Origin of the sequence: uncultured Campylobacter sp., from assembly GCF_947255105.1 — a bacterium.
Taxonomy (GTDB): Bacteria; Campylobacterota; Campylobacteria; order Campylobacterales; family Campylobacteraceae; genus Campylobacter_B.
This window is the reverse complement of the sequence record NZ_CAMYFP010000001.1, coordinates 283,016-299,345: the sequence shown is the minus strand read 5'-3', so window position 1 is coordinate 299,345 and position 16,330 is coordinate 283,016. Positions and strand designations below refer to the sequence as shown.

17 protein-coding genes, 1 tRNA gene and 1 pseudogene are annotated in these 16,330 nt (G+C 30.0%); 6 read left to right on the top strand and 13 right to left on the bottom strand.

Features of this window, described 5'->3' with window-relative positions:
- The 4 genes from Q0X52_RS01610 to Q0X52_RS01595 form a co-directional block, all read left to right on the top strand.
- Positions 1-222, top strand: a 222-nt coding sequence (locus tag Q0X52_RS01610; RefSeq protein ID WP_297573975.1) for a hypothetical protein, incomplete at its 5' end; no start/stop codon positions are given.
- Positions 223-225: 3 nt separating this feature from the next.
- A complete protein-coding gene (locus Q0X52_RS01605; RefSeq protein ID WP_297573972.1) occupies positions 226-1,218 on the top strand; it encodes a DNA-processing protein DprA in 993 nt (330 codons plus the stop codon).
- Positions 1,219-1,359: 141 nt separating this feature from the next.
- Positions 1,360-1,680, top strand: coding sequence for a YqiA/YcfP family alpha/beta fold hydrolase (locus Q0X52_RS01600; RefSeq protein WP_297573970.1), 321 nt, complete (start codon positions 1,360-1,362; stop codon positions 1,678-1,680).
- A 53-nt stretch (positions 1,681-1,733) separates the two neighbouring features.
- On the top strand, positions 1,734-1,928 hold the full coding sequence (locus Q0X52_RS01595; RefSeq protein ID WP_297573968.1) for a hypothetical protein: 195 nt from the start codon (positions 1,734-1,736) through the stop codon (positions 1,926-1,928).
- Positions 1,929-2,010: 82 nt separating this feature from the next.
- Here Q0X52_RS01595 and Q0X52_RS01590 read toward each other — a convergent pair whose 3' ends face one another.
- From Q0X52_RS01590 to Q0X52_RS01580, 3 genes are all read right to left on the bottom strand, one after another.
- Entirely contained in the window at positions 2,011-2,652 is a 642-nt protein-coding gene (locus Q0X52_RS01590; RefSeq protein ID WP_297573966.1) for a hypothetical protein, read from the bottom strand.
- 115 nt (positions 2,653-2,767) lie between these two features.
- Positions 2,768-3,292 carry a hypothetical protein gene (locus tag Q0X52_RS01585; RefSeq protein ID WP_297573964.1) on the bottom strand — a complete coding sequence of 175 codons (525 nt, stop codon included), beginning with the start codon at positions 3,290-3,292 and terminating at the stop codon, positions 2,768-2,770.
- A gap of 217 nt (positions 3,293-3,509) precedes the next feature.
- Complete coding sequence (locus Q0X52_RS01580; RefSeq protein WP_297573962.1) at positions 3,510-4,067, bottom strand: hypothetical protein; 558 nt, start codon at positions 4,065-4,067, stop codon at positions 3,510-3,512.
- A gap of 407 nt (positions 4,068-4,474) precedes the next feature.
- Between Q0X52_RS01580 and ybeY the strand changes: the two are divergent.
- Positions 4,475-4,648: pseudogene (gene ybeY / locus Q0X52_RS01575) on the top strand (rRNA maturation RNase YbeY); the annotation flags it as partial.
- A gap of 34 nt (positions 4,649-4,682) precedes the next feature.
- On the opposite strand, the gene Q0X52_RS01570 reads toward ybeY, so the two are convergent.
- From Q0X52_RS01570 to Q0X52_RS01550, 5 genes are all read right to left on the bottom strand, one after another.
- On the bottom strand, positions 4,683-7,472 hold the full coding sequence (locus Q0X52_RS01570) for a TonB-dependent receptor (protein ID WP_297573960.1): 2,790 nt from the start codon (positions 7,470-7,472) through the stop codon (positions 4,683-4,685).
- Positions 7,473-8,242: 770 nt separating this feature from the next.
- Complete coding sequence (locus Q0X52_RS01565; RefSeq protein WP_297573958.1) at positions 8,243-9,313, bottom strand: hypothetical protein; 1,071 nt, start codon at positions 9,311-9,313, stop codon at positions 8,243-8,245.
- Between the two features lie 169 nt (positions 9,314-9,482).
- Complete coding sequence (locus Q0X52_RS01560) at positions 9,483-10,325, bottom strand: hypothetical protein (RefSeq protein WP_297573956.1); 843 nt, start codon at positions 10,323-10,325, stop codon at positions 9,483-9,485.
- Positions 10,326-10,578: 253 nt separating this feature from the next.
- A tRNA-Asn gene (locus tag Q0X52_RS01555) sits at positions 10,579-10,653 on the bottom strand.
- A gap of 126 nt (positions 10,654-10,779) precedes the next feature.
- The gene (locus Q0X52_RS01550; protein WP_297573954.1) at positions 10,780-11,754 is read right to left on the bottom strand and encodes a diaminopimelate dehydrogenase; all 975 of its coding nucleotides are present in this window, start codon (positions 11,752-11,754) and stop codon (positions 10,780-10,782) included.
- A gap of 182 nt (positions 11,755-11,936) precedes the next feature.
- Here Q0X52_RS01550 and Q0X52_RS01545 point away from each other — a divergent pair, with 182 nt between their 5' ends.
- Positions 11,937-12,149, top strand: coding sequence for a hypothetical protein (locus Q0X52_RS01545; protein ID WP_297573951.1), 213 nt, complete (start codon positions 11,937-11,939; stop codon positions 12,147-12,149).
- On the opposite strand, the gene acpS is transcribed toward Q0X52_RS01545, so the two are convergent.
- The 5 genes from acpS to petA are packed head-to-tail and all read right to left on the bottom strand — an operon-like array spanning position 12,150 to position 16,174.
- Positions 12,150-12,497 (bottom strand): holo-ACP synthase, encoded by a 348-nt coding sequence (gene acpS / locus Q0X52_RS01540; RefSeq protein WP_297573944.1) that lies wholly within the window; start codon positions 12,495-12,497, stop codon positions 12,150-12,152. It lies immediately after the preceding gene.
- Positions 12,498-12,499: 2 nt separating this feature from the next.
- A complete protein-coding gene (locus tag Q0X52_RS01535) occupies positions 12,500-13,288 on the bottom strand; it encodes a CorA family divalent cation transporter (protein ID WP_297573941.1) in 789 nt (262 codons plus the stop codon).
- Positions 13,289-13,324: 36 nt separating this feature from the next.
- Positions 13,325-14,395 carry a c-type cytochrome gene (locus tag Q0X52_RS01530; RefSeq protein WP_297573938.1) on the bottom strand — a complete coding sequence of 357 codons (1,071 nt, stop codon included), beginning with the start codon at positions 14,393-14,395 and terminating at the stop codon, positions 13,325-13,327.
- Positions 14,395-15,657 (bottom strand): cytochrome bc complex cytochrome b subunit, encoded by a 1,263-nt coding sequence (locus Q0X52_RS01525; protein ID WP_297573936.1) that lies wholly within the window; start codon positions 15,655-15,657, stop codon positions 14,395-14,397. The genes Q0X52_RS01530 and Q0X52_RS01525 overlap by 1 nt, the downstream gene beginning before the upstream one ends.
- Before the next feature lie 10 nt (positions 15,658-15,667).
- Positions 15,668-16,174 (bottom strand): ubiquinol-cytochrome c reductase iron-sulfur subunit, encoded by a 507-nt coding sequence (petA, locus tag Q0X52_RS01520; RefSeq protein ID WP_297573933.1) that lies wholly within the window; start codon positions 16,172-16,174, stop codon positions 15,668-15,670.
- Between the last annotated feature and the right edge of the window lie 156 nt (positions 16,175-16,330).

The following is a 16,330-nucleotide window of genomic DNA, read 5'->3' as shown; positions in this document are numbered from 1 at the left end:
ATTTACACTATCGGTTGCAATGTTGATGAGGACTTTATACAGACTTTATATAATCAAGGTAAGCAAATCTTACTTATAGATGATATTTACACTATCGGTTGCAATGTTGATGAGGACTTTATACAGACTTTATATAATCTTGGTGCTAGCAGAGTCTTTTTTTATGCGGTTGGCAGAACTGTAAAAAATGCTAACACACCAAGCACGAAATTTGGAGAGTGATAGATGAAATATACAGATAGCGCCTTAAACATAGCCGCGGCTCTAACTTGCAGTTCTGTTGGAAACGCTTGGATAGTCAAAAACTTAAAAGGCAATGAGAGCGATGAAGAGATGCTAAATTTGATAAAAAGCACAACCAAAAACAAAACTCTTACATTGCAAGAGTTTCAAAACAAAAAGTATGAAGTTGCACAAAAGCTAGATAGTTTGGGCGACTTTATTGATGGTTGTGTGGGGTTGTTTGACGAGAAGTTTCCAAAATATGATGTCCAAAACATAAAAAATGGTGAAAGGCCTGTCTTTTTGACTTATAAAGGGGATTTGGATCTGTTAGATAAAAAATATCTCAAAGTAACTGTGATAGGCCTTTTAAATCCAACTTCTGATATAGAAAATTTAGAGAGTAAAATCGTATCAAAAATGGTTGATAATAGTGCTATTGTCTTAAGTGGGCTAGCAAATGGCTGCGATAGTGTGGCTCACAAAGCAACTCTAAACAGAAGCGGTGCAACGGTTGCATTTTTACCAAGCACCTTAAAAAATATCTTGCCAAAAGAAAACTTGGAATTAGCTAAAGAGATAGTGGTAAATGGCGGACTTTTGATAAGTGAATACTACGAAGATGTGGAAGTTACAAATAAATTTAGCCTAAATGCACTTTCCGATCGCTATATAAAAAGAGATAGGCTTCAAGCTTTGTTTAGCGATATGGTCTGCTTGGCTGCAAGTTATAGCAAAGATGATAGCTTTGAAAATGGTAAAAAAACCAACAAAGACTCTGGCGCTAGACATGCTCTTGAAAAGGCTTTAAAATGGGGGATTGCAAGAGCTGCGATGTATGGCGATGATGAGATTTTTAAAGATGGGATGTTTAACCTAAATAGAGAGATTATCAAAGATGGCGCTAGGATAATTAACTTGAATAATGTAGCCGACATTTTAGAAGAGATTAAAAACAAAAAGACCAAAAAAGGATCTGAGTTTTTACTATTTTAAATTTTAATGTTTTAAATTTCAAATTGATAAAAATAACTGTTTAAAGCTTAGAATATCTCCATACATATTGCAAGTAAAAAGATGTAAGTTTAGATATAATAAGAAGCTATATCATTGAGAGTTTAAAGGGTAAAGATAAAAATGCAAAGTTTTAAAGAGTGCTTAGATGAGTTAAAATCAAAAAGAGCTCTTATCGTTCATGGGTTCAATAGTTCAGGCAACAGAACAACTGCAAATAACCTAAAATCAGTTTTGAATGACTTTGGAATAACCAAAATAATCGCACCAAGTTTTAATCTTTTAAATTATGATGAAACTATCGCAAAAATAGACGAATTATCAAAAAATGTAGATATTGTAATAGGTCATAGTTTGGGTGGATATTACACAATGAGTTTAGAAAGACTAGAAATTTTTAAAATAGTTGTAAATCCTTGTTTAGACCCGTCTATATTAATTTAAATTTAAAACCTTTAAAACCCTTAAGAGGGCTCAATAGACAACTTACTTTTGGAATGTTTGCCAAGCAAGATGAGTTATTTGACTTTTATGACTGTTTTAAAGACAATTTTTCAGCAGAGTTTTATGGCGTTTTAAACTATGCAAGAATTCCAGGCACACACAGACCGGACAAAAACTCCTTAGAAAGAGGACTAATAAAGGCATTTGAATATTTTATAAAAATTCATAACTCAATAGACTTAAGTTAGCAAGCAAGAGTGCATCTAAATTTAAATCTTTTTCTCTTTTATCATCATCCAAATTTTAGCCTTTTTTATTTTTATTCAGACTTTAAGTTTGGATTTTAATTTTAGCTCTATCAATTTTTATGTAAATTAAAATTTTATTATAAATAAAAATAGAACTAAAACACAAAAAATACATTACCAAATATAAAAAATCATATTCAAAACATATAAAATTTGCATAAAAATAAAAAACCAAAGGCATTATGAATAAAAAATAATTTATACTAGAAACTTTTAAAAATAAAAATATGAAAAAAATCATCATAGCAACGATGAAAATCAAAACATTTATATATAAAAAATCAATAAATTTAAGCTTAATAAATATAATAAAACAACCAAATAGCACATAAAATAAATGGCGATTAATTTTTATATTGCTTGATAACATTGATATATCAAGTTCGATTTTACTTTTATCAACGAAGGTCCAAAAAATCAAAATTGGGAAAAAAGCATAATAAGTAATTAAAATCCAAAGACCAAATAGCAAAAAAGCCTCATCACTACTAAAAATATAAGGAGATTTTAAAATGTCTATATTTAAAAATAGGTAAATATATCCAAATAAAAAACAATAATAAATCATACTATGCTTTGAGATTTGTGAAAATTTCAAACAAACAAATTCTTTCTTATTAGAATGTATTTCAGTAAAAAAGGCATTAAACACTGTTCTTATCAAAACAAAATCCTTATTTTTATACTTTATAAATTTAGCCTTTTAATAAATCAAAACTAAATGTTTATATTAAAAGCATTCTATTTTATTGTAATTTAATTTTTTACAACCGCAACCATTACATAACTGCATTATATCCAGTCCATAAATACGCAGTTGTAGTATTGTCATCACAATGAATGACAATATTATATCTTTTGCCATAAATATAATTTTTATAAATATATCTTTTATTATGTTTTTTGAAATTTTCTTTTTCTAAAATATCTAAATTAAGGTTATTTTTCCTTAGATAATCTAAAAAATCCTTTGTAATGTTATTGTCTGTTTTATTTGTATTGCTATATATCAAATAACTTATAAATTTGCTCGGTTTTTTATAATAGATATGATAGACATTATAAGAAAAATAAATGAGCAACAATAGAATTGTAACTGTTAATCCAAAATATGATATTTTATATGATTTTGTTTTTACAGACGACAATAGATAGATAAATAAAAAGAGTAGTGTATATAAAAAATAATTTAAAAAAGAGTAATCTATAAAAGTGTCAAAAATAGCTAAAAAACCAAATATTATAAATAGAAAAAAAGATATGTTTTTTACAAATTTTTGTAAATTAAATTTCAAAATAGCCAATATTTATACTCCTTAAGGTTTTGCAACTTTTAGCTATTATATTAAATTTTCCACTGTCTCTCATAAGAAAATTCTCTTTAAATTTATTTCTCATCATTTTAACAAAACCAGCTTTAAAATGTCATATAATAGTAGCCTAATTCTTGTTGTACCTTGGATAGCTCTTTAAGAGCAGTATTAATTCTTGCATTTGTATTTGACATTGTTTTCTCCTTGTTTAGCTAATAAGCAATTGTTTATCAAATTTTATATATTTTAATTTATCAAAGAAATATCTTTTTATTTCTATATAATAACTTTCTTTTGGCAAAAAATTTATGATGTTTTTCTCTGTTTTTATTAAATAACTAGTATAAATTTTAAAACCAATTTTTTTATTTAAAAGAACAAAGAATATAAATTTGCCACCAAAAAATGTAGCAAAAATCCATCCAAAAAAGAATATAAATGTATTAAAATCAAAAATAATCATAACAAGTCCGACCAAAACTACAGCAAAAATAAAAAGTTTTTTAGAAATAAATTTTTGAGTTTGAAAATTTTCATTACAAATAGCAGTTTTATAAACTCCAACTATGTCGTTTAAATTTATTTCAAGTGCTGTATCGCTTCCTTTTTTATAGACAATTTTTGAATTATAAAAAATAATAGTTTTATGAAAACATTTAAATAATTCTAAAATAATTTCCAAAAGAATAAATATAAAAACAACTCTTTTTGGAGTGAAAAACTCGCTTGTGTCATTAAAAATAAAATCAAATAAAAAGAATAACAAAAGAATAACTGCAAAAAAGGCTGTTTCGTGCATATTGTAATCTCTTATAATCAACGGTTCTTTATCATAATCTCTTTTATTAGGTTTTGTTTTATTGGATAAATTTTGATAATTGTTTAAATTTGAATTATCTGAATTTAAATCATTTTTTAAATTTTTATTAGTATTTTTTTATTATTAGAGCTATTGCCTAAATTTACACTATTTTTAGGTCTATTATTTCTTAAATACTCTCTAAGTTTTTCTCTTTTATCATCACTCAAATTTAGAACCTTTTTGCAAGTAAAACCTAAATTTTAAATTTTGGGATATTGTATCAAATTTGGATTTAAAATATTGTCTATATTGAAACATATTAATTTTTAAATTTACATCTTAAAAGATTTGTTTAATCTTGCAGTCTTATATCAAAGGAGCTTAAACACAACTTAGATGATGAAATCGCCCTACTTTTTACACATGGATTGCTTCATATTTTAGGATATGATCACGAAATAGACAATGGAGAAATGAGAAAAATGGAAGAAAAAATTATAAATAAATTTAATCTTCCAAAAAGCTTGACTGTAAGAAATTTATAGATTAGAAGCTTTGGTTGCTAACCAAAGCTAAATTTTAATATCTATACTCAAAACTTAAAACCGTAGTTCTACCTTTTGCATAATTGCTTAATGAGTTATTTTCACCATTTAAAAAGCTGTAACTTCTCATAGAAGCCGCATCGTTATTAGTATCAAGTGGATCAATATATTGTTTATCAAATGCATTTTGAACCTCAGCTTTTATAGTTAAATTTTTGATTGGCTCATAACTTAAATAAAAATCAAATATAAATGGTTGTTTTTCTATAACCTCAGTCCATCTTACATATTTTTGCTCATTTCCGCATTTTGTTGAATCAGTACATTCTGGTCTATGAAGAGGTTTATTTTCAAAAGTATTGCTTTCATAAATGGCTCTTTTGCTTTCTCCAAAATATTTTGCCCTTGTTCCTATTGTAAGTCTTTCATGTATAAGTCTAACACCGGTATCTAAGCTACCATAATCTTTTGGAAGCATTGTAACTTTACTTATACCATGCCCTAAAGAGTAAAAATCAATTCTTGTAGGTGCTGGATATATAGCAGGGCTTGCATCAGATGCTGAAGTTGGCTGATCTGTTTCTTGTCTCGCATAGGCTAAATTTATATAAAACAACCCAGTATCATAGCTCATTTCCATTTCAAAACCTTTTTTTACAACATCCTTGCCGTAATTCATAAACTTAATATATGGATCATCATTATTATATAATTTATATTTTGGATCTAGCCTATTAGAGTGCTTACTGTATCCTTGGATATTATATCTAGGTATCAAAACATTATGAATATAGTTATCTATTTTTGTATGATAATATAGAGCTTTAAAGCCAAATATATCTTTATCAAATATCAAATTTTCTTTAAAACTATTTAAGCCTATTTGCCAAGTTTTTGCATACTCATTATCTAGATCATTAGCAAATCCATTTGATGTTCGTTGCGTAAAATACATCTCTTGCAAAGTAGGAAATCTTGAACTTTTTGAGTAAGATATAAAAGGTGTAAAAAGCTCATCTACAAAAGCTGATAAAGTAGCAGAGTAATTAAATGCTCTTCTTTGACCATAGTCATCAAACATTATCTCATTTGGCTTGCCATTATGCTCCCCATATCCTCTTTTTTTATCAACCAAATCAAAGTATTTACCACTATAATTATATTTAACTAAATTTGTGCCAATATTTAAGTTAAAAATTCCAAAATCTAAGCTATTGTCTGCATAAATAGTAAAGAATTCTTGTTTTCCTGAAGGTTGAAATGTATTTGCTCTATAGCCATAAAGACTTGGGGTATCTAAGCTTGAAAAGTCATAAACTCCACCATATGCTCCCATATTACTTGGAGCTGTAAAGAATCCACCATTTAACATTTCTTTAAGTAATTTTTGTCTTTTTTCAGGTGTCATATCCCGGTAATTATCAGCTTTTCCATCTAAAATTTGCCTATAGTCATTAAACCAAACAAGCTCATAAGGATGACGGTTTTTTGAATATGAACTCTTAAGGTTGTTTAAGCCTATTGTGGTAGTTAAAGATGTAGTATCGCTAAAATCACCTTTAAAAGTATTACTTATATCAAAAGTAGTTGATTTGTTTTTAGTCTCAAGATCAGCTATTAGTTGTTTGCCTGAAATTTGCGTCATATCATTGTATTTTTGCTTAATTACATTGTAAGCAAAAAGAACATTTAGGTCTATATTTTTATCATTATTAAAATTATAGTTAAGTTGATAGTTGTTTGCATCTATTTTTCTTGACCAAATTTTATTTTCTAAATTTCTAAAAGAAAGTGTTAAGAAATTATACTCATCTCCAAATTCAAATTTAGCCATATAACTACTTATCTCTTGCTTTAGTTTTTTTGGATCATATGGGGTTTGATCGTATTGTTCTGAGGTTTGTTTCCATTGTTTTTCTCTTTCTTTTAAATATTCATCTTTTGGGCCATCACCAAAAATAGGAATTTTCATTTTAACTTTTGGGCAAGGATCATCCCAGGGCATACAAGTAGGATCAGGAAACCAATCATCTTTATATCCTACAATATCACCTTTTTTTGCACTTGGTATATAAAAATATTTAAGACCATAATCCATAAATTTTTTATGGAGATTTTCAAATTCTATTTTATTAATATCTTTTATTTTTATACCGCCACCTACCTTATAATCTTGAGAAATATCTCTATGGCTATGCCCTATCAAAACTCCTACATAAATGCCATTATCATAGTTCGATCTTCCAGCAAAAGTTCCCATATAATTACTCTTATAAGCATTATCGCCTACTTGATACTTTCCTAAAAAGCCAAAATTTTTATCATCTTTTATAATGTCATTTACTCCAAGAGTTCTGAAATTTGCAGAGCCCATTAAAGAGTTTACTCCACTTCTACCGCCAAAGGTTCCTCTTTCTACGTCAACTCCTGCTATAAAACTTGGATCTATCGTGGCGCCAAATTGCGAAGTTGAACCACTTCTACCATCATCAGCTCCTGATGAATAAAATGTCTGAGTAACACCATCAATCATGGTATTTACTCTGCCAAGACCTTGTGAACCGCGAATATTTGGGGCTATTGTTCCTGTAGATTTATCTTGATTAGTAAAAGTTCCTGGAATGGTTCTTAAAATTGTATCTAAATTTTGCGTAGAAGTTGCGATATCTTCCCTAGCGCTTACTGCCTTAGCCTTTTGATAAACCTCCTTATCTGCTTTAAGCTCTTTATCTTCGACAACTATAGTGTCCAAAGTTATAGTCTCAGTAGCATTTAAACAACCAAAACAAACAGCTATGAAACTTAGCCTTGTTAAACTTTTCATCTCTCTCCTTTTAATATTGAATATGAGTATTAAAATAAAAATAGAATTATAGTTTATTTAATTTAAAAAAGATATTAAATGAAATTTTTAAAATTAATATAACAACATAGAATAAAAAGATTTATCTTTACAGCTTAAAAGTAAATATTTAATTACTTATATATCCCATATCTACAATTTTTTTAAAAGGGGCTCACTTATACTACATACACCGCCCAAATCAGGTTTAAAGAATGTGTTGGTCATCAATCCTTTTTGGTGGATTTGCATCTGGATTAAAACTGCCTTCTATATCATCTGATGCTCAATTATCGTTTAAATCGGCTTATACCCAATTTTTCCATATGTGTCATTATATTCTTTAATTTTATTTTTAAGACTATTTTCTTTTTCGCGTAGATTTTTTGCATCTTTTTTAGTTTTTCTTCTCTATTGTTTATAGTAAGATTGTCTTTTTTTGAAATATTTTCAAGTGCTCTTTCTTTAAAGAATAATCTATAAAAGTGTCAAAAATAGCTAAAAAAACAAATATTATAAATAGAAAAAAAGATATGTTTTTTACAAATTTTTGTAAGTTAAATTTCAAAATAGCCAATACTCATACTCCTTAAAGTTTTGCAGCTTTTAGCTATTATATTAAATTTTGCCACTGTCTCTCATAAAAATATTCTCTTTAAATTTATCTGGTCATTTTAACAAATCCAGTTTTAAAACATCATATAATAGTTTTGCAGATTTGATTTGTCTGCCATTTTCAAAGGATATACTCATTATAAATCCTTTCCTTTAAAATATTGTTTTATTAAATTATCAGAGCACTTAGAAATATGTTCACTCTTTTTATTTGGATTGCATATCCCATTATCATTACGAGATTCTTCACCGAAATATTTGATAAATTTTTCTAAAATCCAACCTGCATAATGGCTCTTAATAACTACGCCATCAGCAACTATCTTACCGCTATTTCTATCTTTTATCATCCCAAAATAATATGCTTTTACTCCTATCAAACTTCCAAAATATCCTATTTTTACATCAATATCTTGTAAATTTTCATAATATTCTAAACCGCAAAATTCTTTTATTTGACTAATTGCTAAACATTTGTTATCATACAATTTTTGTTTGTCTTTCATTTTTTCACTAAAATTTTGAAAATTTTCAATTATTCTAGCAACTACATAATCATCCCAGTCACATTGCTCATAATATTCATCTTTTTTAGGATAATAAACTTTTACTAATTCTATGATTTGTTTTATTACATCTTTTTGTGTTTTTGGAACATTTTGTAAAGTATCATAACTTGCATAATTTATAACCTTATATGTAGTAGGATCTGAATGATACTTAATATATAACGGATATATTTTATCACATGGAATTTTTTCACCACAAAGATATCTTTTTTTGAATATCTCCGGAGAATCTATACAATTATTAGAACTGTTTTTGTCTAAATAAATTCTAAAAATTTTATCATTAGTGTTTGTTTTACTGCTTTTTTCTTTGAAATCAATAAATTTCAGTGTATGATCGTAAATTAAATTTATATATGAATGTTCGATAGATTCATATAGTGAATTATATTTATCTCTATGTTTAAAAATATGCCCAGAGCCTATATATAGGCAACTATCTCTTGATTTATCATAGATAGTTATTCCAGCATATTTTTTAGCGTAGTAATGATTTATTCTACTAGTTATCAACATATCCCCAAAACAAAACAAAAACCAAATAAAAAGCCAAATGAATTTATTTTTGATTTTTTTAGGTTTTATTAGTGCAATGAAAAAAGTAACCAAAATAAATGATAAAGCAATAAATAAATCCATCCGTTACCCTTATATATTTACTCTATTTTTAGGTCTATTATTTCTAAGATACTCTCTAAGTTTTTCTCTTTTATCATCACTCAAATTTTAGCCTTTTATTGTTATCTTGATGAAACTTCTTAAAAATAGTGTCTTTAAGCAACATTTTGATAAAGTCTTTTGACTTCATTTAAAACTCTTTATAGCTAATCTGTATAAATTTAACTTTCTTTTTTACTTCAATATTTTGAAATTTAAAATATTTTATAATCTCATCATATTCGTTTTTACTGTTTATTGTGATATTCATAAAACTTCCGTCATTAAAAAGTATTAAAAAATTTTTATTTAATATAAAAAATGCTTTTTGAAAAATAATTCTATACGGTAATATAAAAATTAAATATAAAATAGTTGTGTAAATTACTATAAAAAGATAATAAAATAACTCTAAAATATCTGTTTTAAAAAAGAGTTGAAACAGTGTTTTGTTTTGATAAGCATTTTTGCCATAAGTATGATTTCCGCCTATAAATAGACGGCAAACGCTATTTATATTATTTATATTTTGAGTTGTGTTTTGCTCATAAGCTATATAAGATAAAGTATCTTTTGTAAAGATAAATTTTTGTTTGTTATCTTTAAAATATTTAAAAGTATTTCTTATCAATAAATATGCAGATATGGATATAGCGACAACTCCAATAATCACTTGCGCCTTTCCTTGATAAATTCCATCTCTATTCCAAGCATCTTTGCCACATATAATTACCACAATAAACCAAAAAGATAGGTATATAAAAAGTTGATAGAAATTCCCATAATCTTTTATAATAATCGGTTTTTTATCGTAATCTCTTTTGTGTGAATTTGTTTTATTGTGTGAAATTTGAGAATTATCTAAATTTAAATCATCTTCTAAATTTTTATTAGAATTCTCTTTATTATCAGAGTTATTGCCTAAATTCACTCTATTTTTAGATCTATTGTTTCTCAGATATTCTCTAAGTTTTTCTCTTTTATCATCATCCAAATTTTAGCCTTTTGTTGTTTTTATAAAAACTATTTATTCTAGTCTTTTAAAACTTGAAGTGCTATTTTATCTATTTCAGCTAACTACTTCATTAATTTTTATGTAACTGCTCATTATCTTTCATTTATATATTTTCTATTTTAGTTATACAATTAGTTATACAAATTTAAAGAATTAATAATTTATATAAATAGGCTTTAAAGGCTATTTTAAGGAGTTAAAGCAATAAAACAATTGATAAAACAAACGTGAATGGCTCCGGATGCTGGATTCGAACCAGCGACCAAGCGGTTAACAGCCGCCTACTCTACCGCTGAGCTAATCCGGAACGAAGTAGTAAAAATAAAGTCGTATTATAATAAAAAATATAAACTTTGTCAAGCAAAAAACAAAATAAATATTTTTAAAATGCTAAGTTTTGGCTAGCTATCATCACAAACTAGCCAATTATGCCCTACAAAATGCTCTTTCTAAGCTCATCTGGTTTTTTTGGACTAAGCCAAGCGGGTGCCACATCAAAAACGCTCTTTGCGCCACTCATACCAAGACTTTTCATATGATAAGCAGCTCTTGCATAGGCCACCAAAACAGCCGCTGTAAATTTAGGATTGCTCTGTAAATTTAGAGTATATTTCATAGTTTGATGTATGCCGTCGCTATCTGTTGCGCTCCTTATAACAAGCCCACCATGCGCCATACCGCTGTGATTTTTATTAAACTCATCTTCATCTATAAATTTAACGCTTGTCTCATAGCCTTTAAAATAATTTGGCATATTTTTTATCTCGTTTTCTATCTTCTCTTTATCGTAGCCATCTTTTATAACAACATAGCACTCTCTTTTGTGCGAATCAAACATAGTAAGCTCTGGCTCTTTTCCGCTCAAAACCTCTTCTATCGCCTCTTTGTTTGGCACTGTGTATTGAGCTGCTTTTAGGACGCCATCAATCCTTCTTATGGCATCAGAGTGCCCTTGACTAAGTCCCCTACCCCAAAATGTATAGGTTGTGCCTTTTGGAAGTATCGCCTCGCCAAAAAGACGATTGATAGAAAAAAGTCCTGGATCCCAACCAACAGAGATGATTGAGATATTGTTGCCGCTTTTTGCACTCTCATCAACAGCTTTATAATACTCCTCTATCTTGGCGTGTGTGTCAAAACTATCTACTGTGTTAAAAAACTTTGCCAACTCTTTGGTTTGATTTGGAAGATCTGTAGCGCTACCTCCACAAAGTATCAAAATGTCAATTTTTGCCTTAAACTCATAGATGTCTTTTAGTAAATAACAAGGCGCGCCAATACTTTGGCTATCCAACTCTCTTCTTGAAAATATGGCAAAAAGCTCCATGTCAGGACTGTTTTTGAGCGCCTCTTTGACACCTTTGCCAAGATTGCCATATCCAACTATTGCTACACTAATCTTTCTCATCTCTTCTCCTTTTTTAAAATTATATGGCTTTTACTTTAAATTTTAGTTTAACAAAAAGCCTTTTTTCATTGAAAGAATTGCTAAATTTCAAACTAAGAGTCGCATTTCTAGCAACTTGCTAAAAAAGTTGCAAAAAAATATTTTTTTTGATATAGTTTTGGGATTTTAAAAAAGGATGTGTGATGACATTTGATGAGCTTGAACTTGAGGCCTATATACACGAGGTTTTGGAAGAGTATGGCGAATTTGAAAATATGGATGATGAAGAGCTTTATGAGTTTATGATAGAAGTTGCAAGTTATATGGACGATGACTACGAAGAGGCATATGAGTATATAAACCAATTTAGTGTTGTTGATAAGAAGCGAATAATAGCTCTTGACCTTCCAAAATAGTCACTCGATAACTACGACGGCAACGACAAATCCGCCGTCGTGACTTATACTTATAGTTGATTTTTTTATCTTAAATTTCTTTTTTATGGCTTTTTTAAATTTAAGCTTTGGCGCATTTAGGGTATTTTTTACAATTTTTACATCTAAAAATCCAAAGCTAGCGCCAATTCCAACTCCAAGAGCTTTGGAAGTTGCCTCTTTGACTGCAAAATAACCAGCCAAGCTATCTACGCTTTTTATCTCTTTTATCTCTTTTTTGGATAGAAATTTAGTCTTAAATTTATCGCCATATTTCTCATATATTTTAGCGATACGCTCTATTTTTACAATATCTATGCCAACTCTCATCTCTATCTCCAGCTACTGTTTTTGTTGATTTTTTTGATAAGAAGCGCAAGAATTAAAACTATTATCGTCATTATAAAAACAACTACATAGACCCCCGGCCCATCGCCTTGATTGGTAAATGGGAGTGAGCTTACATTCATTCCAAAAAAGCCAACGAGTAAATTTAGTGGCAAAAATATTCCAGAGATGAGTGTCAAAAGATAAATGTTGCTTTGGAGTTTCTCTTCGCTATAGGTTGAATAGACACTGTAAAGTGTGTCTAAGTTTTCAAGTAGAGAGGAACAATTTGAGGCAACTCTTTGAAGGTGTTCTATAAGATCTGCAATTTTTATGGCAAAAGCATCGTCATCTTTGCAAGAGCTGTTATAAAAATCACTAAGTGCTGTGGTGGCTTTGGAGGCTATTCTTTGGATTTTGACTAGCAAACTTTTATAAAGAAACCATGTTTGGTTAAAACCGATGAGATTTTGTTTTGAGTAAAATCTATTTTCTAGTTTTTCAACCTTTTCAAATATGGTATAGGTGTTATCCATAATGTCATTTATCGGCCTATCCAATATCTCAAAAAGCTCATCTTTGCTTATTTTTGTAAATTTATCCTCTGCAAAATGCCAAAATTCTCTATTTTTTATGACGAAATTTAGGTTAAAAGGTGTGATTTTTTTGCCAACTTTGTTAAAAAGTCGCACTATCAAAAGTTCGTAAGCTTTTGCTTTTATAAAGGCACTTCCATGCTTTTTGCTTACAATATCTTCTAGGTGGAAGCTATCTAGTTGTAGTATATTTTCCATAGCCAAAAGGTTGATGGCTCAAAGTGAGCCATCCCTCTATTCTAAAACTGACCAAATTTTTCTCTTCCAAAGTGTAGCAAAGACGGCAAGTATAGCAAAATAGATCATTATCTTGATAGATAGGCTCTCGCGTTCTGCTTTTTTGCTATCTCCAATACTTTCGAGGTAGTTTATAATCTGCTTTTCGGAATTTTCAGTAAGTCCAACACGCGGCATTGCAGTGCCTGGCAACATCTTTTGAGTATTGTTCATAAACTTGTGTAGATAATCTTTGCTTTTTGCACGAATGATTATCGAAAGATCAGGCGGTAGTAAGCCTTGATACTTTGCAAGATTGATCTTATACTCTTTAAGTCCCATCTCATTGCCATCCCAATTGTTTGGTTCAACACCCATATTGATGCCATCATACTTCATATCGTGACATCTGCTGCATGCCTCTATAAAGACCTCTCTATCTTCTAACTTTTTAGGTGCAATACTCTTAAAGTAGGCAACTAGATCTGCTAACTCTTGATTGTAGTCTCCGCCTGCACCAAAAAATGCTGTCATTGGGTGGAAAGTTTCAACTCCATCAAATTTATGGTCTAGTTTCATAGCCATAACTGGATCTTTTATCAAAGCTGCAAGATATTTGTCATCATATATAGCACCACTATTGCTTAGGTCAGGTGGATTTACGCCATACATCTGACTAGCAGTCAATGCATCTACCATAGCTGGTCTACCAGCTACTTCAAGGCCGTGACAGCCCGAACATCCAGCCATATCAAAAAGTTCGGCACCAGCAGCTGCATCTCCACTTGATAGATCGACTTTATTTATCTCATTCCAAAAAGCTTCATACTTCTCAAGTGAGTTTTTAGCCATCTCTAGCTCTGTTTTTTTACCGCTAATTATCTTCTCATCTTTGCCTTTTTGGGCTTTTTCTAACTCTTTTTGAGCCTTTTGTAAATTTGACTTAGCAAAATCCAAGTCCTCAACTGCAAAATCATAATTTGGTTTGCTAACAGGAGGGTTAAGCTTACTGTGTGCATATGGTTCAATTCCCCAATAGGTAATAGCTATAAAAAAAACAACTATCGCAAATATTTTAAGCTCTCTCATTATCCTCTCCTCTTTCTTTCAGCTATTGTTATAACAGGAAGTGCTACTAGTAGAAGTAGTATATAGCCTATCGATAAAACAAATCCTATGTGAGTATTTAACATGCCCATTGTTGAACCATCGGCAGGAAGTTTTCCAAAGATACTTAAAGCTATCATATCGATTATTAACACCCAAAACCAGATAAAAAATGCTCTGTTTTCATGCGCAGGTGCTACAACATCACTTCTATCAAGCCAAGGAATAAATCCTAATGAAATGGCTGAAAATGCGAAAGCAACAAGTCCAATATCTGATGCTTTGATAGGTCCAATATCAAAGAAAAAGCCTCTTAAAATCTCATACTCCCATAAAAAATACCACTCAGGATAGATGTGCGGCGGTGTTTTTAGGTGATTTGCCGGCTCAAAGTTGATAGGATCTATAGCAAAGTTAAATTGAAAGCCTACCAAATAGAAGAAAAATATCATAAAGAACGCAACATACATAAAGTCTTTTGCCAAAAATCCTGGGAAAAATGGAACAACTTTTGACTCTTTTGTCTTGCCGTCTAGGTATTTTTCGCCCTCTAACTCAAAGTCAATCTCTTCACCATCAAAGTTATTTACATGAGGAAATCTAAGTGCATAGAAGTGAAGTGCAATAACAGCTATCAAAACCATAGGTAGCAGACAAACATGTAGCATAAAAAATCTAGTAAGAGTTGGGTCAGTAACCGCATAATCGCCTCTTATCCACTCAACAACAGACTCTCCAACAACAGGAATGCCACCAAAAAGCTGAGTAATAACTTGCGCTGCCCAGTAGCTCATCTGTCCCCAAGGAAGCATATAGCCACTAAAAGCCTCTGCAGAATAGAGAACAAATAGCAAAATTCCACTCACCCATATAATCTCTCTTCCATTTTTATAAGAGCGATAGTAAATTGCTGTAAATGTGTGAATATAGATGATAAGAAATGTTACTGACGCTGCAATAGCATGCATATGTCGCCAAAGCCAACCATACTCAACCTCTTGCATAATCGTATAATTGACACTATCAAAGGCAAGTTTTGCGTCTGGTTTATAATACATCACAAGCATCAATCCACTTACAAAAAGCAAGATAAAAAGAGTAAGCAAAATAACGCCCATAGCCCATAAGAAGTTAATCTTTTTTGGTATCCAATACTCGCTTACCATCACTCTCCAAAACTTGCTAACTGCAAGTCTTTGCTCAAACCATTCACCAAGACTGCTTGATTTTTTAATCTGTGACATCTATACCTCCTTACGCTTTAGACATTAGTTTTTCATACTCTGGACCAGTTTCGCCAAGTATTAATGTCGTATTATCTACTACTCTAAATGGTGGGATTTCAAGTGGTGCTGGAGGTGGTCCAAAGACATTTATACCATTAATGTCAAAAATGCCACCATGACAGGCACAGATAAACTCCTGCGTAGAAGCTTTATAGCTTGGTATACATCCAAGGTGTGTGCAAAGTCCTACAGAGATGATATATCGCTCGCCGCCTATAACTGCATCTCTGCTCTCAGATGGTTTCATATCGGCTGATTTTTTAAGTATAAAGATAGGTTTTTTTCTCCACTCTGTTTGGTAAAGTTGACCTGGTTTTATTGGAGTTAGATCTACAGTTGTAATGCCGGCTGCCCTAACACTTGGAAGAGGATCCCAACCTCTTTTTATACCAACAAGTGCAAAGACACCGCCAACAGCAGCAACTGCGCCAAAAGCCATGCCAATAAAATCACGTCTTTTTTGTTGTTCGCTCATATCCTTCCTTTGTGATAAAATGTTTAACACGAAATTATAGCAACTTTAACTTTAAAATAAAATAGTTTTAATATTTTATTGATACTTAATCTTTTGTTTTTGTTATTTTTAAATTTATTCATTTTATTATAAAAAAGAAACAACTAGGATATTTTT

Excerpts from the sequence above, each read along its gene's own strand:
- Q0X52_RS01600 (WP_297573970.1), top strand. The coding sequence starts at position 1,360 with ATGCAAAGTTTTAAAGAGTGCTTAGATGAGTTAAAATCAAAAAGAGCT.
- Q0X52_RS01525 (WP_297573936.1), bottom strand. The coding sequence starts at position 15,657 with ATGTCACAGATTAAAAAATCAAGCAGTCTTGGTGAATGGTTTGAGCAA.
- Q0X52_RS01570 (WP_297573960.1), bottom strand. The coding sequence starts at position 7,472 with ATGAAAAGTTTAACAAGGCTAAGTTTCATAGCTGTTTGTTTTGGTTGT.
- Q0X52_RS01595 (WP_297573968.1), top strand. The coding sequence starts at position 1,734 with ATGTTTGCCAAGCAAGATGAGTTATTTGACTTTTATGACTGTTTTAAA.
- Q0X52_RS01530 (WP_297573938.1), bottom strand. The coding sequence starts at position 14,395 with ATGAGAGAGCTTAAAATATTTGCGATAGTTGTTTTTTTTATAGCTATT.
- acpS (WP_297573944.1), bottom strand. The coding sequence starts at position 12,497 with ATGAGAGTTGGCATAGATATTGTAAAAATAGAGCGTATCGCTAAAATA.
- Q0X52_RS01550 (WP_297573954.1), bottom strand. The coding sequence starts at position 11,754 with ATGAGAAAGATTAGTGTAGCAATAGTTGGATATGGCAATCTTGGCAAA.
- Q0X52_RS01535 (WP_297573941.1), bottom strand. The coding sequence starts at position 13,288 with ATGGAAAATATACTACAACTAGATAGCTTCCACCTAGAAGATATTGTA.
- Q0X52_RS01565 (WP_297573958.1), bottom strand. The coding sequence starts at position 9,313 with ATGGATTTATTTATTGCTTTATCATTTATTTTGGTTACTTTTTTCATT.
- Q0X52_RS01545 (WP_297573951.1), top strand. The coding sequence starts at position 11,937 with ATGACATTTGATGAGCTTGAACTTGAGGCCTATATACACGAGGTTTTG.
- petA (WP_297573933.1), bottom strand. The coding sequence starts at position 16,174 with ATGAGCGAACAACAAAAAAGACGTGATTTTATTGGCATGGCTTTTGGC.
- Q0X52_RS01605 (WP_297573972.1), top strand. The coding sequence starts at position 226 with ATGAAATATACAGATAGCGCCTTAAACATAGCCGCGGCTCTAACTTGC.